Origin of the sequence: Thermocaproicibacter melissae (assembly GCF_024498295.1) — a bacterium.
Taxonomy (GTDB): Bacteria; Bacillota; Clostridia; order Oscillospirales; family Acutalibacteraceae; genus Thermocaproicibacter; species Thermocaproicibacter melissae.
This window is the reverse complement of record NZ_CP101827.1, coordinates 802,267-826,790: the sequence shown is the minus strand read 5'-3', so window position 1 is coordinate 826,790 and position 24,524 is coordinate 802,267. Positions and strand designations below refer to the sequence as shown.

The following is a 24,524-nucleotide window of genomic DNA, read 5'->3' as shown; positions in this document are numbered from 1 at the left end:
TTATGGCTGCTGACCTGCATTGTCATACAGTCGCATCAGATGGTTCCGCTTTACCCGAAGAAGTTGTAATGATGGCGAAAAAGCGTGGACTTTCCGCCGTTGCCATAACCGATCATGATACTTTTCTTGGTGTAAAGGCTGCCGAAAAAGCCGGTGCAAAATACGGCATTCAGGTATTGCCCGGAGCGGAGTTTTCCTCGCGAGATGCCGAAACCGGTCGAAAAGCTCATATCCTCTGCTATTTCTGTGAACAGCCGGAGAAGTTGGAGGATTTATGTAAAAAGATTTGTGACGCGCGCCGCAAGGCAGGGGAAGCGATGTTAGAAAAAGTTCTTGAACTTTTCCCGATTCCGGCGGAAATGGTTTGGCACGAGGCGAGGGGAAGCGCTTCTTTATATAAGCAGCACATCATGCGCGCTTTGATGAATGCTGGCTATGCACATGAAGTTTTCGGCAGCGTTTTTCATGAACTTTTCTCGCCGGATGGCGGGAAAGCTTATGTAAAAGTCGAGTACCCGGAAGTACATGACGTCATTGAACAGATCCACCGTGCAGGTGGACTTGCTGTCCTGGCGCATCCCGGGGAATATGACAGTTATCGCCTTCTTGAGGAGCTAGCCATGCATCGGACGATTGATGGTGTTGAAGTATGGCACTCAAGGAATAAAGCGGGCGATGAAGAGCGCTTTTTTGAGATTGCTCAGGAGAATGGGCTGGCCATGACAGGCGGTACCGATTTTCATGGGTTAAACACAAAAAAGCCTATGCCGATTGGAACCTGTACGGTATCTGATGCTCAATTAAACGCATTGTTCGAAATTTCCTATCATAATAGAGGAGGACACTAATTTGGAATACCGTTATCGGACAAAAGGTACTTGTTCAAGAGAAATTATCGTTGACTTAGATCATGACATAGTGCGGTCTGTCAAATTTATCGGCGGCTGCGACGGAAATACAAAAGGCATCTGCAGCCTTGTTCAAGGGATGAAGGCGGAAGATGTTATTCAACGGTGTAAAGGCATACGTTGCGGTTTCAAGACCACTTCATGCCCGGACCAGTTGGCTGAAGCTATTTCGCAAGCATTAAACCACAAATCAGGCCTAAATTGAATTGTTATGAACTTGGCTCATTTTTTTAGGCTTACTGGAAAATATTTATTATTGTTAATGGGCGGGTATATAATCCTTTCAAATAAGTAAACACGTATTGGAGTAATAATATGGTTGATAAAAGAAATAATATCATTCACCAGTTGCCACTGATTGTAATCGATATAATCTGTATATATTCTAGCTACTGGATTGCTTTCCTTCTTCGATTTTTATTCGATCCGGTTTTCACCCGTCATAATGTACCGATGTACTACGTAGATGCATTCCGAATCACAATGCCTTGGGTGACTATAATCTGCTTAGGCATATTTGCAGCATTTCGCTTTTACAGCACCATGTGGGAATTTGCCAGTACGGACGAGCTCCTTCAGATTGTAATCGGTACAACCGTAGCATGTGCTGTGGCTACACTTTTTGGCTATTTTGTTTTTCCTGCAATCTTTGTGGATTCCAGCGGCAATAATATCCTGCGTTTCCCACAGTCCGTTTATGTTATGGGTTGGCTGCTAACAATGTTTTTCGTAGGCGGCTATCGCTTCTTAGTTCGTATCCTTCATCGTAAGAAGAACGGAAAATCAAATCGTTCACTCAAAGAGGCCGATAAGCGTGTTATGGTTGTTGGCGCGGGTGAAATGGGTTCCATGGTCATTAAAGAAATGAAAAATGCACCGCAATACACCGGCGTACCGATTATTGCAATCGACGACGACGTAAAAAAACGCGGAACCCGAATTAACGGCGTAAGAGTAGTCGGAGGACGCGAAAGCATTCCCAAAATGGCAGCACATTACCATATCGATGAAATCATACTCGCAATTCCAACGGCCAAACAAGCAGATAAACAGGACATCATCAGAATCTGCTCGACTACGGGATGCCACCTGAAAACAGTACCGGCTCTTTATGAACTTCTGGAGGAAGACGTTAACCACCTTAGGGTGCGTGATGTTGATATCCTAGATCTTCTCGGTCGCGATGAAGTCAAGCTGGACATAAAAGAAATCAGCGGCTACCTGAGAGACAAAACAATCTTAGTGACAGGCGGGGGAGGTACAATCGGAAGCGAGCTTTGCCGTCAGATTGCTTGTTTTCACCCCAAGAAGCTGATTGTTTTTGAAATATACGAGAACAACGCGTACATGCTTCAAGATGAACTGAAACGGCGCTTCCCGTGGCTGGATATGGAAATTGTCATCGGTTCGGTTCGAGACCGTGAAAGGCTTGAGCAAGTGTTCAACTGTTACCGGCCAGACGTCGTTTTTCACGCGGCTGCCCACAAGCATGTTCCGCTCATGGAGCTTAGTCCGGGAGAGGCAGTAAAAAACAATGTCTTCGGAACACTCAATGTTGCACAGGTGTGCGATAAGTTCCATGTTAAGCGTATGGTACTGATTTCCACGGATAAAGCTGTGAATCCGACTAGTATTATGGGTGCCACCAAGCGAATCTGCGAACTTATTATTCAGTATTACAGCCGCCACAGCAAGACCGGTTTCGTTGCGGTACGATTCGGCAATGTTTTGGGAAGCAGCGGCAGCGTCATACCGATTTTCAAACGTCAAATTGCTGAAGGCGGCCCCGTCTTGGTGACAGACCCCAATATTGTGCGCTATTTTATGACGATTCCCGAGGCTGCGCGCCTTGTCATTCAAGCAGGCGGTATGGCGAAAGGCGGCGAGATTTTTGTTCTTGACATGGGTAAACCGGTTAAAATCGTCGATCTTGCCAGAAATCTAATCAGGCTTTCTGGCTATGAGCCGGATGTCGATATCAAGATTGAATTTACCGGCCTTCGTCCTGGCGAAAAGCTGTATGAAGAAATGCTGCTCGATAGCGAAGGCGGCTGTAAGAAAACGGCACACGAACTGATTTATATTGGAAATCCGATTCCGTTCAACGAGGAAACATTCATTGATGATATTGAAGCACTTCGCTCCGTGGTGGGGAAAGATAATACAAAAATGCTTGAAATCATTCATCGACTGGTTCCAACTTACACAGGACATGCCGAGAAAACAGACTTATTGATGCAGAAATCATGAGAGGAGTCGCCCCCGAATGGCGGATGAAAAGCGATTTGCGGTGTTAATCGACGCCGAAAATGTGTCAGAAAAATATATCAAGTATATCATGGATGAAATTTCAAATGACGGAATTGCCACAATTAAGCGCATTTACGGGGATTGGACAAAGCCGAGCATGGCTTCGTGGAAGAATGTTTTGCTTGATAATTCCATTACGCCGATTCAGCAGTATAGCTATACTTTCGGAAAAAATGCCACCGATTCGGCTATGATTATTGATGCCATGGATATTTTGTATTCCGGCAATGTTGATGGCTTCTATATCGTATCTAGCGACAGTGATTTCACGCGTCTTGCTGCCCGCCTTCGTGAGTCTGGAATGATTGTTGTCGGGATGGGAGAGAAGAAGACCCCCAGCCCATTCATTGCTGCATGCAACCGATTTAAGTACTTGGAAGTGCTTGCGCAAGATGGCATTACGGAAAACCAGGCTGTGCAACCTGCTGCTAAGGTTTCCGGCTTAGACCACACTTCGTTAGATGCAGTACGCAACACGGTGCTTACCATTGTCCAGGAGACATCCGACGACGATGGCTGGGCATCGCTCGGAGATGTGGGAAATATCCTGACAAAACGATATCCCGATTTCGATGTGCGCAACTACGGCTTTCGCAAGCTGACACCGTTCATTAAGTCCCTGAAGATTTTCGACATCCGCGCTGTCCGCGGAAAGGATGGACATGTCAGCGTAATGTATGTAAGAGAAAAAGAAAACGAACGTGAAAAAAAAAGCCGGAAGTTAAGCTTCCGGCGTTCTGCTCACTGAACTTTTTTCTGGAACTTTTGAGATTCTGCCACCGCCATTCGGTCGCAACATTCATTCTCCGGGTGTCCGGCGTGGCCTTTAATCCAATTTACGGTAACATGGTGGACGGAAAGCAAATCCAACAGCTTCTCCCAAAGATCGCTGTTGAGTGCCGGCTTCTTGTCGGCCTTGCGCCATCCATTCTTTCTCCAGCTTTCTGCCCACCCTTTTTGAATTGCATCACATACATAGCGGGAATCGCTCGTTAAAATGACTTCACAGGGTTCTTTCAGCTGTGAGAGTGCCGCGATAACGCCGCTCAACTCCATGCGGTTATTGGTTGTTTCCGGGGCACCTCCACTGATTCTCTTTTCGTGCCCGTTATAGCGAAGAATCGCTCCCCACCCGCCGGGACCCGGATTTCCGCTGCAGGCACCATCAGTAAATATTTCAACTTTTTTCATATTTTCCTCCGTAGCATATATCAGTGTTATTCAGTATAGCATGCTTTCTTTCGCATGAAAAGAATGTATATTAAGAAAATTGATTAACATGTTCGCGTAAGGTAATACTATTTTCTGATGAATCGATCTTGCCTTGACAGAAAATACATTTCAGAGTAAGATTAAACATATCTTACCGGGTAATTCCAGACTTATAATTTAGGCTGTTTACGTTTTGTGCGGTTGCGCAAAAAGTATCACAATATAAAAAAGACAGAATTCCACGAGGCCCGTTTGCCTCCAGAGAGATTCCTGCCAATATTTAAATGGAGGTCATTTTGTGACAGAAAAAAAACAAAATATTTTACCGGAGCGCGGGAACGCGGCAATGCCACAGGCCGAGATGGGGAACGGAACACATACCATCGGCCTTTATGAGAAGGTGGAAGTGCCGAAACACCGTGTTGGCCAAGTGCGCTCAAAACGCCGCCAGCCTAAGGCGGAAGCGGCGGAAAGCACGTCTGCGAATGAAAACAGTTCTGCAGACCAGGAGCGTCAGCCCAGTAGGCGCCGTCAGTCTTCCAAAGTTTCCGTTGTGCAAGCACAGTTGAAGGCACAAACCGTTTCCGAGGTAACCGCTGTGCAGAATACGGCGAAACCGGAGCAGAGTGCGCAGAAGAACACCGAAAAACGTTCGGGTCAGCACTCCAAATCTGCGAAGAAAGCGCCGCAGAAACCGCCAATCCGCGTTTATTTTCTCGGTGGTTTGAACGAAATCGGAAAAAACTTCACGGTGTTTGAATGCTTGGATGACATGATCATCGTGGATTGCGGTATGGCATTCCCGGACGATGATATGCTTGGCGTTGATCTCGTTATTCCGGACTTTACTTTTGTAGAACGGAATGCAGATAAGATTCGGGGAGTTGTGCTGACGCATGGCCATGAAGACCATATCGGCGCGCTTCCGTATCTGCTGGAAAAATTCAATTTTCCGATTTACGGAACAAAATTTACCCTTGCACTGGTCGATAGCAAGCTAAAAGAGCATGGCCTTTCCGGCAAAGTCAGAGCGATCAGCGTACGTCCAGGCGAGCATATCCGCCTTGGCTGTATGGATGTCGAATTTGTTCATGTAAACCATTCCGTGCCGGATTCCGTTGCGCTGGCCATTCATTCGCCGGCAGGTACACTCGTCCATACGGGTGACTTTAAGATTGACTGCACTCCGGCACTCGGCGAAATGATTGATCTTGGCCGCTTTGGGCAGCTTGGCAAAGAAGGCGTTCTTGCCATGTTATGCGATTCCACCAATGCCGAGCGCGAGGGATATACCAAATCGGAAAGTAAAGTTGACAGCTCGTTTGATATGTTGTTCAAACGCGCAGAGAACAGCCGCATTATCATTGCTACGTTTGCTTCCAATGTCAGTCGCGTGCAGCAGATTATAAATTGTGCGGTTAAATATGGGCGCAAGGTCGCGCTTTCCGGGCGCAGCATGGTCAATGTCATGAGCGTCGGCGTTGAGATGGGGTATCTCGATGTCCCGAAGGGGACGCTGATTGATATTGACATGATTAATCGCTACCCGAAAGACAAGATCGTTCTCGTTACAACCGGCAGCCAAGGTGAGCCAATGAGCGCTCTAACCCGTATGGCATTTGCCGATCACCGTAAGGTGGAAGTTGGCCCCGGTGATTTCATCATCATTTCAGCCCGCCCGATTCCGGGAAATGAAAAAACAATCGGCAATGTCATTGACGAACTGATGAAGCGCGGCTGCCAAGTCGTTTATGAATCCATGTACGATGTTCATGTATCGGGGCATGCCTGCCGCGAAGAGATTAAACTTCTTCAGGCTATTGTCAAGCCGAAGTACTATATCCCCGTTCACGGCGAGCAGAAGCATCTGAGAAAGAATGCTTCCATTGCTTATGAACTTGGAAAAGATCCGAAAGATGTTTTCATCGGAGATATCGGTGATGTGGTCGAACTACATGAAGACTACATGAAGCGGCTTCCGTCCGTGCCCGCGGGAAGAACTCTTGTAGACGGGCTCGGTGTTGGCGATGTGGGCAGCATTGTTCTTCGCGACCGCAAACACCTTGCGGAAGACGGCCTTATGATTGCCGTCTGCACAATTTCCGCGCAGGATGGGCATATCATTTCTGGGCCGGATGTTGTGTCACGAGGCTTTGTTTACGTTCGCGAATCAGAGCCTTTGATTGAAGAAGCGCGCAACCTTGTTACCGAAGTTCTGGAAGATTGCGCAGAAAACCAAATTCACGACTGGGGAACTTTAAAGACCAAAATTAAGGACGAACTGTCCCGCATGCTGTATGAGCGGACACGTCGCAGTCCGATGGTTTTGCCGATTATCATGGAAATCTGAACGTGCTTCGCATGAGGGGAGTATGTCGGTGTGAAAAAGAAAGTCTGGGCCTCTTCGCCTCTGCTCTATGTAATTTCGGGCGTTATGTTCATCATGGCCGGCGCAAGCTGGTTCTGGAACAGAACAATATTTTATGTTGAGTTCATCGCTGCTGCAGCCTCTGTTGTCTTCATTTTGGTGGCAACAAGACGTTTCCGTTCTTATGTTGGCGAAGCGCTGAAAAGCACTCAGACTATCTTTTACGGTGATGAATACCGAGTTATGCAGGATTTTGCAATACCCATTGTTGTGGTAGGTAAAGCCGGCGATATTGTTTGGTTTAACAATTCATTCTGGAATACGGTCTGCGGAAAAAATGAATGCCGCGGCGAAAACATTAGCAAATTCATTTATCCGCAGACTATCCAGAAGATAATCGAACAAAACGGAGTCGACGTTGCGGTCAATAAACGCCGTTTCACGGTTTATGGCATAGAAACTGCCGAAAGCAGTGTGCTTTATTTTATCGACAATACCTACTATAAAAATCTTGAGGCAGCTTACCGGGAAACACATCCGGCAATTGCTCTGGTAACTTTTGATAACCGTGAAGAAATCGCTCGATGCTGCAGCAACAGTGAAGACACCAGAATCGCTTCACAGGTTGAAGAAGCATTGATTCAGTGGTCGCAGCACATGGGCGGGTTCCTTAAAAAGATGAGCAGCGGCCGTTACATTATTTTTACGGATGAACGGCATGTTCGCCAAGAGATGGAACGGCGTTTTCCCATTCTTGATACGATTCGTTCGATACACGCTGGTGAGCACCTGACTGCTACAATATCCATCGGCATTTCGCGCAATGCACTCACGTTAAAGGATGCGGATGCTTGGGCACGTAGTGCTTTGGACATGGCCCTCGGTCGCGGCGGAGATCAGGTCGTTGTAAAACAAGGTGACGATACATATGAGTTTTTTGGCGGACTGTCAAAGGGCGTCGAAAAGCATGACAAGGTTCGCACCCGTGTTTTTGCAGCAACGATCTCAGACGATATCAAGCAAAGCGACACTGTCCTCATTATGGGACATAAATATGCCGATTTAGACTGTATGGGCGCATCGGTCGGAATGTGGAATGTCGCTTCTAAAATGCTGAAGCGACCGGCTTATATTGTTGTAGACAGATCGCGGTGCCTTGCCATGCCGTTGATTTCAATGGTTCAGGCAAAATATCCGCAGGAGAAAATCTTCATAACGGAACAGGAAGCCGAGGCAAAAGTAACACCGAAAACGACGCTGATTGTCACGGATACTCATTCGCCGGATTTTGTTGAGTCAGTATCACTTTTAAATCAAATTTCTCGTGTGATTGTGATTGATCACCACCGCTTGATGGTGAGAAAGATTGAAAATGCCCTTGTGTTTTACCATGAGCCTTATGCAAGCTCGGCTTCTGAAATGGTAACGGAACTGATTCAGTACATCGGCGACAAATTCATTACCGAGGCTGAATCTCAGGCACTTCTTGCCGGAATTACGCTTGACACCAAGAATTTTGTTCTAAAGACCGGTGTCCGAACCTTTGAAGCTGCCGCATATCTGCGCCGCAATAACGCGGACACCGTGCAGGTTAAGAGATTGTTTTCGGATTCTATTGAAGCATATAAGGAAAAGTACCGTATCGTTTCCAACGCGCAGGTCTATGGCGATTTAGCAATTGCCGCTACGGAAAATGAATTTCCGGACATTCGAATTTCCGCAGCCCAGGCTGCGGATGAATTGCTCTCCATCCAGGGCGTGAATGCATCTTTTGTTATTTTCCCAACGGACAATGTGATTAATATTTCCGCACGTTCCCTTGGGGAAGTGAATGTTCAGCTGATTATGGAAGCAATGGGCGGCGGAGGTCATCTTACCATGGCCGGAACACAGCTTGAGAACGTTACGGTTAAAGAGGCTGCAGAAATGCTCTTGTCCGCCATTAAAAAAGTGACGGAGCCGAGCGGAACTGCGGCAACACGTAATTAGGAGGTTTATCAATGAAAGTAGTATTGCTGGCAGATGTGAAGGGAACAGGGAAAAAGGGCGAACTGGTGAACGTAAGTGACGGTTACGCCAGAAATTTTCTTCTGCCTCGCAATCTTGCAAAAGAAGCAAATGCACAAGTACTGAATGAAATTAAGAGCGCACAGGAAGCGAAGGAATTTCATATCCGTCAAGATACGGAAGCTGCTCGTAAGATAGCGGAAGCGATAAACGGCAAAACGCTAAAACTCACAGCAAAATCGGGTCAGGGAGGAAAACTCTTTGGTTCCATTACTTCCAAGGAGATTTCCGAAGAATTGAAGCGTTCGTTCCACATTGATGTTGACAAAAAGAAGATAGTCCTAAACGGCGACATTAAGGCTTATGGCACTTATGAATGTGAGCTGAAACTCTACAAGGGTGTTTCTGCAAAGATATACGTTGCGGTAGGCGAAAAATAAATTTCCGGAGGGTTTCAGAATGAGTGATTCGGTGACTTCCGGTTACAGCGGCTTAAATCTCCCGTTCAGTCCGGAAGCGGAACAGTCGGTTCTTGGCGCTGTTTTGCTGGATGCTTCTTGTATGGAACGCGTTGTGGAAATACTTCCAAAGCCAGAATACTTCTACCTAACCAGCAATCAGCGTATTTACAGCGTCATGCTTCAGATGTTCACAGAAGGCCGGCCGATTGATTTCGTTACGGTTCTGGAATCTTTGAAACAGTCAGGCGACTTTGACGAAGCCGACGGTAAAACATACTTACTGCAGTTAGCACAGTTGGTGCCATCCATATCCAATGTTGAGTCATACGCAAAAATCGTTCGCGATAAGTACGATGTGCGTACCCTAATCACCACGGCACGCGATATCATTGAAGAGGCGTCGGCAGGAGAGGCAGACGCGACAAGTTTGCTGGATTCTGCCGAACAGCGAATTTTTGATATCCGCCGTGGGAAAAACATGCAGGGACTGCAAAAAATTGATGAGATTATCCTTTCGGAGTTTGATCGTCTGGATCATCTCAATTCTCCGGATGCAGACAAGTATCGGGGTGTGCCTACCGGCATCAAGGAACTGGATGACACTATAACTGGCTTAAACCGTTCGGACTTCATTCTGCTCGGTGCCCGTCCTGGCATGGGTAAAACAAGCTTTGCCCTTAATATTGCGCGCTATGCCGCAGTCAAAGCGCAGAAGCGGGTTGCATTCTTTTCTCTTGAAATGAGCAAAGAACAGCTCATTTCCCGCCTTCTTTCCACGGAAGCAATGGTGGAGGGAACGAAACTTCGCACCGGTAAGCTCAGCGAAGATGAATGGATTCGTCTGATTGAAGCAGGCGATATTCTTTCCAAGACTCAAATGTATTTTGACGATAATCCTTCCGTCACAGTACCCGAAATCAAGGCAAAACTTCGCAGACTGAAGGATGTTGACCTCGTTATCATCGACTATTTGCAGTTGATGAATTCGCCAACAAGAATCGAAAACCGTGTTCAGGAAATTTCCCAGATTACCCGTAACTTGAAGATTATGGCCAAAGAACTGAACGTTCCGGTAATGACGCTTTCTCAGCTTGCTCGTGATAGTGAAAAGCGCACCAATCACAGACCCGTCCTTTCAGACCTTAGAGATTCCGGTTCAATTGAACAGGATGCGGATATTGTGCTTTTCTTGTACCGTTCAGATTATTATCAGGATTCTGAGATACCTTCTGAAAATGAGGACCGCAACCAAAGTGAGGTTATCGTAGCCAAAAACCGTCACGGTGAGACCAAGACGATTCCGCTTCATTGGCAGGGTGAATATATGCGTTTTACTGCACAGGAGGTAATCCGCCGTGAAGGATGATGTTGCCGCGATCGAGCAGAAAATATCTGAAACAATCAGCCGTTGGAACATGTTTCCGCACGGTTGCCATGTTATTGCGGGCCTTTCCGGTGGAGCGGACTCCGTTGCGATGCTGCATTACCTCTGTAGCCATTCCGCAGAACTTGGAATTCAGGTAACTGCTGCACATGTGAATCATGGCCTTCGCGGAGCAGAAGCAGACAGAGATGAGCGTTTCTCGGTAGAATTCTGCCAAAGCCTTGGAATAGCATGCAGGGTTTTCCATACCGATGTAGCTGCCGAGGCAAAACAAAAATCACAAGGAATTGAAGAATGCGGGCGCGAGGTCCGCTATTCTTTTTTTCGCAGCCTCTGCAGCCAGAACGGGAGAATCGCGACTGCCCATACGTTGACAGACAATGCAGAAACAGTTCTTCTAAATCTTACAAAGGGCGCAGGAACAAAAGGCCTTTGCGGAATTCCTCCGGTCCGCGACAATATTGTGCGTCCCTTGCTCGGTATTACGAGGCAACAAGTGGAGCAGTATTGCGCTCATTATGGATTGAATTTTGTTACAGACAGCACAAATCTTTCCGATGAATATGTGAGAAACAATCTCCGTCATCATGTAGTTCCGGCACTGAGAGAAATTAACCCAGCGTTTGAATTGGCAATCGGGCGCATGACAGAAATTTTGCGCTGTGATGAAGCCTTTTTTGAGGAGCAGGTGAAAAAATCCCTATTAAATGCCGCTGCAGCTGGCGGGGGATATCAGCTTGATGTTCTTCGGCAGATGCCTCGCGCGCTTCTCACGAGGGTTATTTCGGCTGCCGCGGAAAAGGCAGGAAGCAGCAGAATCGGGTATGATCATATTGCTGCCGTTGAAAGAATAATTTACAACGGCGGGGCGGTGGAGATTGCCGGCGGGATACGTTGTGAAACAATTGGAAACACTCTTTATATTGGAAAGAGAGAGCAAGAGATTTCCAATTGGAGTGTACCTTTTGTACCGGAGGGAACAAAACTTCCGGATGGAAGGATCCTAATGGTTTGCCCAGTTGACATATCTAAATTGAGAAACGCGAGTAAAATTCATAATTTATTATTTAATAATTTCATTAACTATGATACAATAATCAATACTGGCGGAATTGTCAGGAATAAACGGCCGGGCGATGCATATCGTCCCGCAGGCCGTGGTGTAACAAAGACGCTGAAAAAACTTTTCAATGAGGCGAAAATTCCCGTTTCGGAACGTAGCCGCCTAGCTTTGCTTGAATGTGGCGGTAAAATTGTTTGGGTAGAAGGTTTCGGTGTTTCGCAGGAAGCATGTGTCTCTGAGAAGTCAAAAACAGCCGCAGAAATTATCATTAAGGAGTGCAGCTAAACCGTGCATAATATGCAGGACGATATTAAAGAGGTTCTTTTTAGCCAGGAGAAGCTGGCAGAAATTGTTAAGAATATGGGAAAGCACATCAGCGAGGACTATAAAGATAAGAACCTCCTTATGGTCAGTATTTTGAAAGGCTCTGTTGTGTTTATGACAGACCTGATGCGAGCTATTACTATTCCTTGCAGCATTGATTTTATGGCAGTCTCTAGTTATGGTTCAGGCGTGAAAACGTCAGGCGTCGTGAAAATTATTAAGGACCTTGACATTGACCTTAAGGGCTGGGATGTCCTTGTTGTAGAAGATATTCTCGACAGCGGCCTTACCCTCAGCTATATTCTTGAAATTCTACAGGCGCGTGAACCGAAAAGCATTCGCCTGTGCACATTGTTTGACAAGCCGGACCGTCGTACGGCAAATGTAAAGGCAGACTATGTCGGCGCAATTGTTCCGGATGAATTTATCGTTGGATACGGACTTGATTATGCTGAAAAATATAGGAATCTGCCATATGTCGGAATCCTGAAACCGGAGGTATACGGAGACTGATTTTTCGTGTTATCCGGCGGGCAAGAAGGAGTGAATTGTTTTTGGACAACAAAAAAACACTGAAAAATATTGGATTGTTCATCGGTATTCCCGTGTTGTTAATGATTCTGCTTGTTATGGTACTCTCCAAACCGACAGAGGCAACCCATAAATATTCGGAAATTCTCTATTATTTCGAGGATCAAAAAGTCACTGGGTATACTCTTGACTGGGGCAGCGGTGATATGACCATCACCTTGAATGATAATACTCAAATCAATTATGTGGCGCCGAATGTGCCGCAATTGGTGAAAGATATTACCCCATATGTGGAAGCATACAACAAGGCTCACCCGAACAACCGCATGACGTATAACTGGAATCGTCCGGCGGAAACGTCTTGGCTTTCCAGTCTTCTTCCGATTTTGGGTTCGCTTGCTCTATTCGTCATCACCTGGTGGTTCATGATGAAGCACATGAACAACGCCTTGGGCGATGCCGGCAAACAGATGAATTTTGGTAAAGCAAAATTCAAGCAAAATGTGGATGAGAAGAGAAAAACAACATTTGCCGATGTTGCAGGTGCGGACGAAGAAAAAGAAGAACTGCAGGAAATTGTTGAGTTTCTGAAAAATCCCCGCAAATATAATGAACTCGGCGCACGCATTCCGAAGGGCGTTTTGCTTGTCGGCCCTCCGGGTACCGGTAAAACATTGTTGGCACGTGCCGTAGCAGGGGAAGCGGGAGTACCATTTTTCTCCATTTCGGGCTCCGACTTTGTGGAGATGTTCGTCGGTGTCGGTGCTTCCCGTGTACGTGACCTTTTTGAACAGGCAAAGAAGAACTCCCCTTGCATCGTTTTCATCGACGAAATCGACGCTGTTGGCCGTCAGCGCGGTGCCGGTCTCGGCGGCGGTCACGACGAGCGTGAACAAACTCTGAACCAGCTGCTTGTTGAAATGGATGGTTTCGGCGCGAACGAAGGCGTCATTATGATTGCCGCTACAAACCGTCCGGATATTCTTGACCCTGCTTTGATGCGTCCTGGACGTTTTGACCGTCAGGTGACGGTCGGCTATCCGGATATTAAAGGCCGTGAAGCAATTCTTAAGGTTCATGCCCGTAATAAGCCGATTGCTCCCGATGTAGATCTTGCCACTATTGCAAAGTCAACAGCCGGATTTACCGGAGCGGACCTTGAAAACCTTCTGAATGAATCCGCTTTGCTGGCAGCAAGAAAAGGCCTTAAAGCAATTACGATGGCAGAAATTGAGGAAGCTACCATTAAAGTCGTTATGGGCACCGAGAAGAAAAGCCATGTGATGACGGAAAAAGAAAAGAAGCTTACCGCTTACCACGAAGCGGGTCATGCGGTGGCTACCTATTATTGCCCCACGCAGGACCCTGTGCATGAAATTTCCATTATCCCGCGCGGAATGGCCGGCGGCTATACCATGCAGATTCCTACGGAAGACCGTTCTTACCATACGCGTAAGGAAATGGAAGAAGACCTCGTTGTTCTGCTTGGCGGACGTGTCTCCGAATCGCTGACATTAGACGATATTTCAACGGGTGCGTCCAACGATATTGAACGTGCAACCAAACTTGCTCACAGCATGATAGCTAAGTACGGAATGTCGCAGGAACTTGGACCCATTACGTATGGACGCGATGAAAGCGAGCCGTTCCTTGGCCGCGACATGGGCCATATTCGCGATTATTCCGAAGCAACGTCAAGTGCGATTGACCGTGAAATTAAGCGCATGATTACGGAAGCATATCAGCGCGCGGAAACAATTCTTAGAGATCATATGGATCAGCTGCACCGCGTTGCAAAAGAACTCTTTGAAAAAGAGAAGATTAGCGGCGAAGAATTTGAAAGAATCATGCAGGAAAGCAGTGAACCAAAAAAAGAAAGCGGGAATATGGAGCCTCTTCCACAAAACTGAAATGAAGCTTCTACCGCTTGATTACATTCAATGATAAAAGGGGAATGTTATGACATTCCCTTTTTGTTGCGTTTAAGCAAACATATTTTTCCCTAAAATCAAATCAGTCAAATGGGTTGGCTGATGGAAGCGGCGGAGGAGAAGAATGACTGCTAGTAAGAAAAAAACATATGGAAACGAAAGCATTTCCGCACTGAAAGGAGCAGACCGGGTTCGCCGCCGGCCGGCTGTTATATTTGGGTCAGACGGGCTTGAGGGGTGTGAACACTCAGTCCTCGAAATTATATCGAATTCCATCGACGAAGCTCGAGAGGGATTCGGAGATCAAATCATTGTAACTCGTTATGAAGACAATTCCGTTGAGGTGGAAGACCACGGCCGAGGAATACCGGTTGAATTCAACAACGCGGAACAGCGTTGGAACTGGGAACTTGTTTTCTGTGAACTTTATGCAGGCGGTAAATATAACAATGATGTTGATGAAAGTTATGAGTATTCTCTCGGATTAAACGGTCTTGGGCTTTGTGCTACCCAGTATTCTTCGGAATACATGGATGTTGATATCCGCCGTGACGGCATGCGTTACACGCTCCATTTTGAGCACGGCGAGAACATCGGCGGACTTCACAAAGAACCGTATTCGGGTAAGGATACCGGAACGAAAATCAAGTGGAAACCGGATATCGAGGTATTTACGGATATTCAAATTCCGCCTGAATATTTCTGCGACATACTGAAACGGCAGGCAATTGTCAACGACGGCATTCGTTTTTTGTTCCGCAATCAGTCGGGCGGAAAATTTGAAACTACCGAATTTATTTATCATAACGGAATTGTTGACTACGCAAAAGAGATTGCCGGCGAAGATGCGCTTACTCCGGTTCAGTTCTGGCAAACGGAACGCCGTGTCCGTGACCGTGAGGACATGCCAGAATATAATGTAAAGATAAACATAGCGGTCGCCTTCTCCAATAAAAACCCTCTGATTGAGTATTATCATAACTCCAGTTGGCTGGAACATGGTGGTGCTCCGGAAAAGGCCGCAAGAAACGCATTTGTTTACCAGATTGATTCGTACCTGAAGCAGACAAATAAGTACAACAAAAACGAAAGCAAGATAACATTCAATGATGTTCAGGACTGCCTGATTCTTATTATCTCGTCTTTTTCAAACCGCACTTCCTATGAAAACCAGACGAAAAAGGCAATCACAAACAAAGGAATTCAGGAAGCCATGACGGAAGTCCTTCGCCATCAGCTTGAAGTTTATTTCCTTGAGAATCCTCTAGACGCGGAAAAAATTGCGAATCAGGTGCTTATCAACAAGCGCAGCCGCGAAGACGCCGAAAAGACGCGCTTGAACATTCGGAAAAAGCTTTCCGGAAACATGGATCTTTCAAGCAGGGTCGCAAAATTCGTCGACTGCCGGAGCCGCGATGTCTCGAAAAGAGAAATTTTTATCGTGGAAGGGGATTCCGCACTCGGTGCCTGCAAGCAGGCAAGGAATCCGGATTTTCAGGCGATTATGCCAATCCGCGGCAAAATCCTCAACTGCATGAAAGCTGATTACGATAAAATTTTCAAAAGCGATGTTATCACGGATTTAATCAAGGTGCTTGGCTGCGGCGTTCAGGTAAAATCGAAGGCAAACAAAGACCTGTCTTCTTTTGATTTGAATTCTCTGCGCTGGAGCAAAATCATACTTTGCACAGATGCAGACGTTGATGGTTATCAAATCAGGACGCTTCTGCTCACGATGCTGTACCGTCTGACCCCGGCGCTCATCGAGAATGGCAAGGTTTTCATTGCGGAATCGCCGCTTTTTGAAATCCGTACAAAGGATGAAACGTATTTTGCTTACACGGAGAAAGAAAAAGAAAACTTCCTAAAACAGCTTGAGGGTAAGAAATTTACGGTTCAGCGGTCGAAAGGCCTCGGTGAAAACGAACCGGATATGATGAACTTTACGACAATGAATCCGGCAACACGCCGCCTGATTCAGGTGATGCCTGAGGATGCAGAAAAAACAGCAAAGGTTTTTGACTTGCTCCTCGGCGATAATCTAGACGGCCGAAAAGACTATATTGCAGAGTACGGTCATCTTTATATGGATCTTGCAGACCTTAGCTAAGATAAACATGGTAGGGATTGAGTATAATGAAGAAAAAACATACCGGCGGTGAAGTGCAACAGCCGCAAGTACACGGTGTCATAGAAGGTGCCGGCAGCATTGTCAAACAGCAGATTACCGAAACGCTGGAAACAAATTACATGCCGTATGCGATAAGCGTCATTATGTCGCGTGCGATACCAGAAATTGACGGCTTTAAGCCGTCTCACCGGAAACTGCTGTATACCATGTACAAGATGGGCCTTTTGGGACCTACAAGGACAAAAAGCTCGAATATTGTCGGGCAGACGATGAAACTGAATCCACACGGCGAGAGTGCCATTTATGACACTTTGGTACGTCTCAGCCGCGGATATGAGGCTTTACTGCATCCATTTGTTGACTCAAAAGGAAACTTTGGTAAGTTTTATTCGCGGGATATGGCCTGTGCGGCTTCCCGTTACACAGAAGCAAAGCTAGATCCCATTTCTCAGGAACTTTTCAAAGATATTGAAAAAGACACGGTCGATTTCGTCGATAACTACGACAACACGACAAAGGAACCAACGCTATTTCCGGTTACCTTCCCGACAATTCTGGTTAATGCCAACACCGGCATTGCTGTCGGTATGGCCAGCTCCATCTGTTCGTTTAACCTTGCGGAAGTCTGCCGCACAACAATTGAGTACATGAAAAATCCCGAGCATGATATCCTTTCCACATTGCCTGCGCCGGATTTTCCGGGCGGTGGACTGATTATCTACGACCGTAAGGAATTTGAAAAAGTTTACCGCACCGGCCGCGGTTCCATGCGAGTCCGTTCCCGCTATTCGTACGACAAGGAAGCAAACTGCATTGATATTACGCAGATTCCTCCAACAACGACAATTGAAGCGATCATCGAAAAGACAGTTGACTTGGTCAAGCAGGGAAAAATAAAAGAGATTTCGGATATCCGCGATGAAACTGGCCTTGAGGGCTTGAAAATCACCATTGATTTGAAGCGTGGAACAGATCCGGACCGCCTAATGGCGAAACTGTTTCGGATGACTCCGCTCGAGGACAGCTTCTCGTGCAACTTCAATGTTCTGGTTAAGAGTGCGCCGCGGGTTATGGGAATTCGCGAAATCCTAGACGAATGGATTCATTTCCGCACGGAATGTGTACGCCGGAGAACACAATTTGAGTTAAAAAGCCTGCAGGACAAGCTGCATCTTTTGAAAGGTTTGCAGGCAATTCTAGTCGACATTGATAAAGCCATTGCAATTATTCGTCAGACGGATGAAGAGTCGGAAGTTGTTCCAAACCTGATGATTGGTTTTGGAATTGACCAGCCGCAGGCGGAATATGTTGCAGAAATTAAGCTTCGTCATTTGAACCGGGAATATATTCTGAAGAGAACCGCTGAAACGGAACAAATTGAGCATGATATTGCAGCACTCCAGAAAATTCTGGAAAGTGACCGGGAAATTCGCAAGGTTATTCTGGCTGAGCTGGATGAAGTCGCGCGCAAATACGGCCAGAAGCGTCGCTCCATGATTATTTATGAGGACGAGCTGCAGAATGTTCCGGAGGAAGAAGTTCAGGATTATGCTGTAAATCTCTTCTTTACAAAAGAGGGCTATTTCAAGAAAATAACTCCTTTGTCACTTCGCATGAGCGGTGAGCAGAAGCTGAAAGAGGGGGACTCTATCCTTCAGCAGATTGAGAGTGTAAATTCTGCGGATTTGCTCTTCTTTACGAACCGCTGCACCGTTTACAAGGCGAAGGCCTCCGATTTTTCGGATACGAAGGCGAGTGTTTTGGGAGATTATCTGCCTGCACAACTCGGCATGGAGGAAGGCGAAGTCCCAATTTATATGGCCGTTACAACGGATTATAAAGGCTATATGCTCTTTTTCTTTGAAAACGGAAAAGTTGCAAAAGTTGACTTGGCAAGTTATCAAACAAAAACAAATCGCAAGAAACTTGTGAATGCATACAGCGACAAATCTCCTGTGGTCGCGTGTGCCCAAATTGAGGAAGACTGCGAATTCCTGTTGACTTCGTCAAAGGGGAAAGTTCTTCTGATTCATTCCGGCGCTATCGCGTCCAAAAGTACGCGCAGTACGCAGGGCGTCTCCGCTATGACTCTGAAACGCGGAGCTGTTCTTTCAAAAGCTCAAAAATATGAAGAAGGAATGTTGACAAAACCAGACCGTTACCGTAAAAAGATTCCTTCTTCGGGCACTGTGTTGAGCGAGGAAGAGCAGGGGGAACAGCTTACCCTGTCATAAAAAACGGTGCGGAAAGGCCTAATGCCTTTCCGCACCCAGACAGGTATAGTGGCAAACGCAAACACTTACCTGTCCATCATTATCGTCTCCGTAGAAAGACGGAATATGCACATAAATATAAGAATTTCCTTGCAAATACCTTTCTTTTGTGGTACTATTTGCTTATTGGTATAGCTTGCAGCTTTGGAGGTAAAATATGACTGTCGGTGAGATTGTTTTAGGAATCATTCTTATGCTTTTTTCGGTCGGCATTACCATAATCGTTTTGATGCAGGAAGGTCATCAGGATAATCTTGGAGTAGTTACAGGCGGAGCGGATACGTTCCTTTCAAAAAATCAGGCGAGGTCGGTTGATGCTTTTTTGGCTAGATGGACCAAATTTATCGCCATTGGATTTTTCTTGCTTGTGATTATTATTAACGCTTATACGTTCTTTGGAAAATGATTGCTTAAACGCTCCGCCGATTGGCGGAGCGTTTTTTATATCGAAATATCAAAAATATGGAGGAATACTTTGAAAGATTATAAGGAGAAAATACTGCGTTGCCTGCAGAAATCAAAGCAAAGTCTTCCGCTTTACTCAATCATGCGGACATTGAGAATAAAGCCGGAGCAAAAGAAGGACTTTTTCTTTGCATTCGAGGCATTAAGGAATGACGGAAGCATCATTGTGACAAAAAAGAAACGTGTAAAACTGCCGGATACCGATAAACAAAAGGGAACGGCAGAAGGTACCGTTATCTCTCTTTCACACGGCTTTGCATTTGCACGCACCGACGAAGGGCATGATGTGTTTGTCCATGAAGATAGCTTGAATGGTGCGTTTCTTGGGGACCGTGTCATTCTTTCGCACTTAAAAAGAGATGCAAAGGGGCTAAGCGGCGATATTGAGTCCGTGACGGAGCGGGCAAGCCGATTGCTCACCGGAGTCATTCATATCACAGAAAACGGAGTTATGTTTTCTCCAGATGGCGCAATTCGCTTTGAGGTGCCGGTCAGCCGTAAATCGGCAGCTTTGGCTGGAGACGGGGACAAGGTGCAGGTGAGACTGCGCAGAAAGGCGCGTTCCCGTGATTTTGAAGCGGAAATTGTAAAACGCTACGGCAAGGCCGGCAGCGCAAAAGTCTGTTCCGATGCGATTCTTGACGAATACGGAATTGTAACGGAATTTTCTCAAAAGGCTCTTGCGGAAGCCGAAGAAGCGGCCGCACAGGGGATTACGCCGGAAGACCTTAAGGGTCGGCTTGACCTTCGCGATGCTGCAATCTGCACGATTGACGGTGAAGACGCAAAAGACCTGGACGACGCGATTTCCGTCAGCAAAAGGAGATCAGGCGGTTTCCACCTTGGCGTGCATATTGCCGACGTGTCGCATTATGTGAAGCCGAACGGCGATCTCGATCTCGAAGCCAGAGCACGCGGAACTTCTGTGTATTTTGCAGACAGAGTGGTTCCGATGTTACCAAAGGTTCTTTCAAACGGCGTTTGCTCGCTGAACGCCGGGGAAGATAAACTGGCTTTTTCCGCGTTAATTGACCTTGATGCAGACGGGAACATTGAGTTCTACCGATTTTGCAAGAGCGTCATCCGCTCGAAGGTTCGCGGTGTTTACTCAGAGGTAAATCAGCTCTTTGCAAAGACGGCATCTCCCGAACTCCGGGAAAAATACCATCCTGTAATCCGTTCTCTTAACGCCGCAAGAGAACTTGCCGCTTTGTTGAAAAAGCACTTTATCGCAAACGGTTCCGTCGATATTGATACAACCGAATCGGAGTTTACCTTAAATGAAGATGGGATTTGTGTTGATGTACGGCCGCGTACAACCGGTGAGGCGGAACAGATGATAGAAGCCTTGATGATTACGGCAAACCGTGCAGCGGCGATGTTTGCGAAAGAACGGGGAATTCCGTTTGTCTACCGTGTGCATGAACTGCCGAATCCGGAGCGCACTAAGACGCTGATTCAGATTGTAGACGCAGCCGGCCTCGATTCTAAGCCTCTCAAACACAAAGACGGCACGGTTTCATCACACGACTTTGCGAATATCTTAGAGCAAGCCAAAGGAACACCGGCGCAGAAAGTTATCTCTCACCAGCTTCTGCGAACCATGGCAAAAGCACGCTACGACGTAAAGCCGCTTGGCCATTTCGGGCTTGCACTCGAGGATTACTGCCATTTTACTTCGCCGATACGCAGGTATCCGGACACAGCAATTCACCGTATTCTATCCGATGCACTGAAAACCAAGAATAAAGATTCCCTCAAGCAAAAATATGAGGCGTTTGCGGTGGAAGCGGCAAAAATGTCGTCCGATGCCGAAATACGCGCTATGTCTGCCGAGCGAAGCGCTGAAAGCTGCTACATGGCGGAGTATATGCTTCAGCATATCGGCGAAGTCTATGATGGTGTCGTCAGCGGCGTTACGCAGCGCGGTATTTTTGTCGAATTGGAAAACTCCGTTGAGGGATTTGTTCCGATCGCGAGTATTCCGAATTCCAATTACCGATTTGACGGCGCACTTTCGATGGTAGACCCGCATACAGGCAGCAGAATCACGATTGGTACCCCGATGCGTGTCAAGGTCGTATCCGCCGATGTCGCGACCGGCCGGATTGACTTTATTTACCAAGAAAAAGATAGAAAATAATTCCTTGTCCACTGTATAAAAGTTGGAATAACAGACCATCATACTGACATAAACTATATTCGGAAGGCGGAGTTGTTAGTATGGAATCTGTTCTGAAACTGCTACAGCGGACGGATTGTACTACAAAGGACGATACTGCTGAACAGGAAAAGCTGCTTTCAGAAATCAAGGATGTTTCCCGCCTGCTGGCCTACAATGATTGTTGGTTCCAGTTTGAGTGTGACAGCGACCTGATTGATGCGTGCATCTACCAAAGAGAAGAACTTCAGGCACGCTATCGCTATCTGCTCAGCCGGATGAAACAAATGAATGTAGGCGGCACTGCTTTCTAAATCAAAAGAGCGGGGTGTGTCGATTGCAGGACTTATGGATTGTTCTCTGCGCATGCGGCGTCTTTTTACTCCTCTGTATCATTCAGGTGATTATGAAGTCGCGACATCCAGTACGCCATGCAATCGGCGGAATTCTCGTTGGCTTATGCACACTGATGGTCGTCAATCTTACCGGAACATTTACCGGAGTCAGTCTACCCATAAGCCCACTGACAATCGGCGTTTCCGGCGTTGCCGGAATCCCGGGAGTAACTTTGCTCCTTTTGCTGAATCTCATCATGAAATGACATGCGCAGAAAAAGGCGGACTGCTGTGTTTGCAGTCCGCCTTCGACTTTCCATTTAGAAATTGGAACCATTCCAACCCCAGTATTGAACCTCTTCATAGCGAACGTAGGTTCTGGCGGGGCTGATTCCTAGAACTTCCTCCAGACTTTGTGTAAGAGCGGAAGTCAGCTTTTCGTAATCCTCAGCAGAGGCTTTCCCGAATAATTTTACATCAACCAGCGCAGTTGCGGGTTCATCGTTTCCCTGAAACCACATTCTACAGTTGTCTTCAAAGGTTAATATGAGCCAGCGCTCAGATTTGCCGGGGAGCAGTTCGATGGCCTTGCCGAATTTTGTTTTCAGCTTCGTTTCCTGCTCTTTGGAGATTGGAATATTGACTTTTGTCTGTATGGACGGCATATGATCCTCTCCTTTCTTCAAGGATTATAGCATGAACAGAATTATGATTCAATTCATGCAGCCGAATGAAAGAGCCAATTGGCCCTCTGGGAGAACATCATATTACCGAAGAAGTATAGTTAGGATTTATTTTTGTGTTCTTGTCGTCTTCTGTGAACTTCGCGTATAGAAGCTGGTTTTGGTATGGTGTATAATTCCGTGTAGGATTCACTTTCCGGTTCGTCTTCTGGCGGAGTGGGTATAAGGCCCGTACATTCAGTGCCAGAAACAACGTTATCTGTGCAAGAATCAATTAGGTCTAAGTCAAAATTTTTATTTTCCTTCGGTGCCATTTGTTTGTTTTCCAAAGCAGACTCCTCCTTTTGCAAAGTAGTCTGCCCGAAAATAAAAAAAAGATTATCGCTTCTGAAATAGTTTACGATTGAAATAAATTACCTTTGGCATACGAAAATTTTTGAACTTTGTCTGAAGGCTTGCGAGCGGGCGAAATCTGCGCCGCGGCCTATTGCATCCTTCACACGGTGGAAAAAGATACCAGTAAAACGGAAACGCGGATTTCATTGTTATTCCTCCCTTGATTTCAGAATATGCGGCACATTTTTTTCGTTTCAAACTAGAGAAATAGTTGACAAACAGCATAGCGAAAGCTATAATAACTCATATAAAAACAAAGTAGAGCGTGCAACTGTAACCGCCGTTCTCACCTGTGGGGTTTCGTCCGGCACGGGTCCATACATGTAGCTGTTGCTTTATGCTCGGCTGTAGTATTGGCGCATGGACGGAGATTCGGTTCATGTGCTTTATTTTTTATTGCTAATGACGTGTTTTGGAGGTGCTTTACTATTAGCAGCAGAGAACATCAGATCAATGAGCAAATCCGCGACCGGCAAGTTCGTGTGATTGGGCCGAACGGTGACCAGCTTGGTATCATGTCTGCGGCTCAGGCGCTGCAGAAGGCAGCTGAGATGAACCTTGATCTGGTAAAAATCGCTCCTCAGGCTACACCGCCTGTATGTAAGATTATTGACTATGGCAAATTCCGTTTTGAACAGGCCAAGCGAGAAAAGGAAGCGAAAAAGAACCAGCACATTGTGGATATCAAGGAAATCCGTCTTTCGTTGAACATAGACACTCATGACTTCAACACAAAAGTCGGCCATGCACAGCGCTTCTTGAAAGCCGGGGACAAAGTTAAGGTTTCCATCCGTTTCCGCGGACGTGAAATGGATCACCCTGAACACGGGCATGAAATCATGAGGCGGTTTGCTGAAGCTTTGTCAGACGTCGCAAATGTTGAGAAACCGTCCAAAATGGAAGGTCGCAACATGCTGATGTTCCTTGTTTCCAAACCCGTTAAGTAAGATTCAATAAGGAGGGGCAGCTATGCCTAAAATTAAAACACATACCGGTGCTAAAAAGCGTTTTAAGTTGTCAAAATCGGGAAAGATCATTCGCGCTCATGCCTACAAATCACACATTCTCAATAAGAAGACAACGAAGCGTACCAGAAACCTGAGGAAGACTACTTTGGTTGATAAGACTAATGTGGCTCAAATTAAAAAATTGATTCCATATAAATAAGCTGAAATAGCTCAGCTCTAATACGGGAAACAACCAGTTTTTGGAGGTAATAAAATGGCACGTGTAAAAGGTGCGCTCATGACGCGCAAGAGAAGAAAAAAGACACTGAAACTTGCGAAGGGCTATTTCGGTGCTAAGAGCAAACATTTCAAAATGGCCAAACAGGCCGTTATGAAATCCGGCAATTATGCTTATATCGGAAGAAAAGCCCGTAAGCGTGATTTCCGTCGTCTTTGGATTACTCGTATTTCAGCAGGATGCCGTGCAAATGGTATCAGCTATTCCATGTTTATGAACGGCCTGAAAAAAGCTGACATCGCACTGAACAGGAAGATGCTTGCTGAAATTGCGGTTGCAGACGAAGCTGCATTCAAGGCTCTGGTTGAAAAAGCAAAAGCTGCACTTTAATATGAA

The 24,524-nt window shown here is 46.3% G+C and carries 23 protein-coding genes; 20 read left to right on the top strand and 3 right to left on the bottom strand.

Going from position 1 to position 24,524, the window contains the following annotated elements; genetic code table 11:
- The first annotated feature begins 2 nt into the window (after positions 1-2).
- The 4 genes from NOG13_RS04145 (at position 3) to NOG13_RS04130 (ending at position 3,966) form a co-directional block, all read left to right on the top strand.
- On the top strand, positions 3-848 hold the full coding sequence (locus NOG13_RS04145) for a PHP domain-containing protein (protein WP_283111012.1): 846 nt from the start codon (positions 3-5) through the stop codon (positions 846-848).
- A 1-nt stretch (position 849) separates the two neighbouring features.
- Positions 850-1,113, top strand: a complete 264-nt coding sequence (locus tag NOG13_RS04140; protein WP_283111011.1) for a TIGR03905 family TSCPD domain-containing protein — start codon at positions 850-852, stop codon at positions 1,111-1,113.
- A 110-nt stretch (positions 1,114-1,223) separates the two neighbouring features.
- Positions 1,224-3,158 carry a nucleoside-diphosphate sugar epimerase/dehydratase gene (locus NOG13_RS04135; RefSeq protein ID WP_283111010.1) on the top strand — a complete coding sequence of 645 codons (1,935 nt, stop codon included), beginning with the start codon at positions 1,224-1,226 and terminating at the stop codon, positions 3,156-3,158.
- A 16-nt stretch (positions 3,159-3,174) separates the two neighbouring features.
- Positions 3,175-3,966: an NYN domain-containing protein gene (locus NOG13_RS04130; RefSeq protein WP_283111009.1), complete on the top strand. Its 792-nt coding sequence runs from the start codon at positions 3,175-3,177 to the stop codon at positions 3,964-3,966.
- On the opposite strand, the gene rnhA is transcribed toward NOG13_RS04130, so the two are convergent.
- On the bottom strand, positions 3,960-4,409 hold the full coding sequence (gene rnhA / locus NOG13_RS04125) for a ribonuclease HI (protein WP_283111008.1): 450 nt from the start codon (positions 4,407-4,409) through the stop codon (positions 3,960-3,962). The genes NOG13_RS04130 and rnhA overlap by 7 nt on opposite strands.
- A 319-nt stretch (positions 4,410-4,728) precedes the next feature.
- On the opposite strand from rnhA, the gene NOG13_RS04120 reads away from it, so the two are divergent.
- The 13 genes from NOG13_RS04120 to NOG13_RS04060 all read left to right on the top strand — a co-directional run bounded on the left by NOG13_RS04120 (position 4,729) and on the right by NOG13_RS04060 (position 22,130).
- On the top strand, positions 4,729-6,780 hold the full coding sequence (locus NOG13_RS04120; protein ID WP_346347669.1) for a ribonuclease J: 2,052 nt from the start codon (positions 4,729-4,731) through the stop codon (positions 6,778-6,780).
- Between the two features lie 30 nt (positions 6,781-6,810).
- Positions 6,811-8,787 (top strand): DHH family phosphoesterase, encoded by a 1,977-nt coding sequence (locus tag NOG13_RS04115; protein WP_283111007.1) that lies wholly within the window; start codon positions 6,811-6,813, stop codon positions 8,785-8,787.
- Between the two features lie 11 nt (positions 8,788-8,798).
- On the top strand, positions 8,799-9,245 hold the full coding sequence (gene rplI / locus NOG13_RS04110) for a 50S ribosomal protein L9 (protein ID WP_283111006.1): 447 nt from the start codon (positions 8,799-8,801) through the stop codon (positions 9,243-9,245).
- Between the two features lie 19 nt (positions 9,246-9,264).
- Positions 9,265-10,632 (top strand): replicative DNA helicase, encoded by a 1,368-nt coding sequence (gene dnaB, locus NOG13_RS04105; RefSeq protein ID WP_283111005.1) that lies wholly within the window; start codon positions 9,265-9,267, stop codon positions 10,630-10,632.
- Positions 10,622-11,998 (top strand): tRNA lysidine(34) synthetase TilS, encoded by a 1,377-nt coding sequence (gene tilS, locus NOG13_RS04100; protein ID WP_283111004.1) that lies wholly within the window; start codon positions 10,622-10,624, stop codon positions 11,996-11,998. The genes dnaB and tilS overlap by 11 nt, the downstream gene beginning before the upstream one ends.
- Before the next feature lie 12 nt (positions 11,999-12,010).
- The gene (gene hpt, locus NOG13_RS04095; RefSeq protein WP_283111151.1) at positions 12,011-12,550 is read left to right on the top strand and encodes a hypoxanthine phosphoribosyltransferase; all 540 of its coding nucleotides are present in this window, start codon (positions 12,011-12,013) and stop codon (positions 12,548-12,550) included.
- 41 nt (positions 12,551-12,591) lie between these two features.
- Complete coding sequence (ftsH, locus tag NOG13_RS04090; RefSeq protein WP_416200901.1) at positions 12,592-14,478, top strand: ATP-dependent zinc metalloprotease FtsH; 1,887 nt, start codon at positions 12,592-12,594, stop codon at positions 14,476-14,478.
- Between the two features lie 145 nt (positions 14,479-14,623).
- The gene (locus NOG13_RS04085; RefSeq protein ID WP_283111003.1) at positions 14,624-16,609 is read left to right on the top strand and encodes a DNA gyrase/topoisomerase IV subunit B; all 1,986 of its coding nucleotides are present in this window, start codon (positions 14,624-14,626) and stop codon (positions 16,607-16,609) included.
- 26 nt (positions 16,610-16,635) lie between these two features.
- On the top strand, positions 16,636-18,864 hold the full coding sequence (locus NOG13_RS04080) for a DNA gyrase subunit A (protein ID WP_283111002.1): 2,229 nt from the start codon (positions 16,636-16,638) through the stop codon (positions 18,862-18,864).
- Between the two features lie 196 nt (positions 18,865-19,060).
- On the top strand, positions 19,061-19,309 hold the full coding sequence (secG, locus tag NOG13_RS04075; RefSeq protein ID WP_283111001.1) for a preprotein translocase subunit SecG: 249 nt from the start codon (positions 19,061-19,063) through the stop codon (positions 19,307-19,309).
- 69 nt (positions 19,310-19,378) lie between these two features.
- Positions 19,379-21,511, top strand: coding sequence for a ribonuclease R (gene rnr / locus NOG13_RS04070; protein WP_283111000.1), 2,133 nt, complete (start codon positions 19,379-19,381; stop codon positions 21,509-21,511).
- Between the two features lie 80 nt (positions 21,512-21,591).
- Positions 21,592-21,843 carry a DUF2508 family protein gene (locus NOG13_RS04065; RefSeq protein ID WP_283110999.1) on the top strand — a complete coding sequence of 84 codons (252 nt, stop codon included), beginning with the start codon at positions 21,592-21,594 and terminating at the stop codon, positions 21,841-21,843.
- A gap of 23 nt (positions 21,844-21,866) precedes the next feature.
- On the top strand, positions 21,867-22,130 hold the full coding sequence (locus NOG13_RS04060; protein ID WP_283110998.1) for a pro-sigmaK processing inhibitor BofA family protein: 264 nt from the start codon (positions 21,867-21,869) through the stop codon (positions 22,128-22,130).
- A 54-nt stretch (positions 22,131-22,184) separates the two neighbouring features.
- On the opposite strand, the gene NOG13_RS04055 is transcribed toward NOG13_RS04060, so the two are convergent.
- Both NOG13_RS04055 and NOG13_RS04050 read right to left on the bottom strand, forming a co-directional pair.
- Complete coding sequence (locus NOG13_RS04055; RefSeq protein WP_283110997.1) at positions 22,185-22,529, bottom strand: phenylpyruvate tautomerase MIF-related protein; 345 nt, start codon at positions 22,527-22,529, stop codon at positions 22,185-22,187.
- 119 nt (positions 22,530-22,648) lie between these two features.
- Positions 22,649-22,876, bottom strand: a complete 228-nt coding sequence (locus NOG13_RS04050) for a hypothetical protein (RefSeq protein ID WP_283110996.1) — start codon at positions 22,874-22,876, stop codon at positions 22,649-22,651.
- A 474-nt stretch (positions 22,877-23,350) separates the two neighbouring features.
- Here NOG13_RS04050 and infC point away from each other — a divergent pair, with 474 nt between their 5' ends.
- Genes infC through rplT form a run of 3 tightly spaced genes read left to right on the top strand, consistent with a single transcriptional unit; the run spans position 23,351 to position 24,518 of the window.
- Positions 23,351-23,890 carry a translation initiation factor IF-3 gene (gene infC, locus NOG13_RS04045; protein WP_346347668.1) on the top strand — a complete coding sequence of 180 codons (540 nt, stop codon included), beginning with the start codon at positions 23,351-23,353 and terminating at the stop codon, positions 23,888-23,890.
- A gap of 22 nt (positions 23,891-23,912) precedes the next feature.
- A complete protein-coding gene (gene rpmI / locus NOG13_RS04040; RefSeq protein WP_283110995.1) occupies positions 23,913-24,110 on the top strand; it encodes a 50S ribosomal protein L35 in 198 nt (65 codons plus the stop codon).
- A gap of 54 nt (positions 24,111-24,164) precedes the next feature.
- Positions 24,165-24,518: a 50S ribosomal protein L20 gene (gene rplT, locus NOG13_RS04035; RefSeq protein ID WP_283110994.1), complete on the top strand. Its 354-nt coding sequence runs from the start codon at positions 24,165-24,167 to the stop codon at positions 24,516-24,518.
- The last annotated feature ends 6 nt before the right edge of the window (positions 24,519-24,524 follow it).

What these genes read in the sequence shown, in the direction of transcription:
- NOG13_RS04145 (WP_283111012.1), top strand. Translation starts at nt 3, where the DNA reads ATGGCTGCTGACCTGCATTGTCATACAGTCGCATCAGATGGTTCCGCT.
- NOG13_RS04135 (WP_283111010.1), top strand. Translation starts at nt 1,224, where the DNA reads ATGGTTGATAAAAGAAATAATATCATTCACCAGTTGCCACTGATTGTA.
- NOG13_RS04130 (WP_283111009.1), top strand. Translation starts at nt 3,175, where the DNA reads ATGGCGGATGAAAAGCGATTTGCGGTGTTAATCGACGCCGAAAATGTG.
- rnhA (WP_283111008.1), bottom strand. Translation starts at nt 4,409, where the DNA reads ATGAAAAAAGTTGAAATATTTACTGATGGTGCCTGCAGCGGAAATCCG.
- rplI (WP_283111006.1), top strand. Translation starts at nt 8,799, where the DNA reads ATGAAAGTAGTATTGCTGGCAGATGTGAAGGGAACAGGGAAAAAGGGC.
- dnaB (WP_283111005.1), top strand. Translation starts at nt 9,265, where the DNA reads ATGAGTGATTCGGTGACTTCCGGTTACAGCGGCTTAAATCTCCCGTTC.
- hpt (WP_283111151.1), top strand. Translation starts at nt 12,011, where the DNA reads ATGCAGGACGATATTAAAGAGGTTCTTTTTAGCCAGGAGAAGCTGGCA.
- NOG13_RS04085 (WP_283111003.1), top strand. Translation starts at nt 14,624, where the DNA reads ATGACTGCTAGTAAGAAAAAAACATATGGAAACGAAAGCATTTCCGCA.
- NOG13_RS04080 (WP_283111002.1), top strand. Translation starts at nt 16,636, where the DNA reads ATGAAGAAAAAACATACCGGCGGTGAAGTGCAACAGCCGCAAGTACAC.
- secG (WP_283111001.1), top strand. Translation starts at nt 19,061, where the DNA reads ATGACTGTCGGTGAGATTGTTTTAGGAATCATTCTTATGCTTTTTTCG.
- NOG13_RS04065 (WP_283110999.1), top strand. Translation starts at nt 21,592, where the DNA reads ATGGAATCTGTTCTGAAACTGCTACAGCGGACGGATTGTACTACAAAG.
- NOG13_RS04055 (WP_283110997.1), bottom strand. Translation starts at nt 22,529, where the DNA reads ATGCCGTCCATACAGACAAAAGTCAATATTCCAATCTCCAAAGAGCAG.
- rpmI (WP_283110995.1), top strand. Translation starts at nt 23,913, where the DNA reads ATGCCTAAAATTAAAACACATACCGGTGCTAAAAAGCGTTTTAAGTTG.
- rplT (WP_283110994.1), top strand. Translation starts at nt 24,165, where the DNA reads ATGGCACGTGTAAAAGGTGCGCTCATGACGCGCAAGAGAAGAAAAAAG.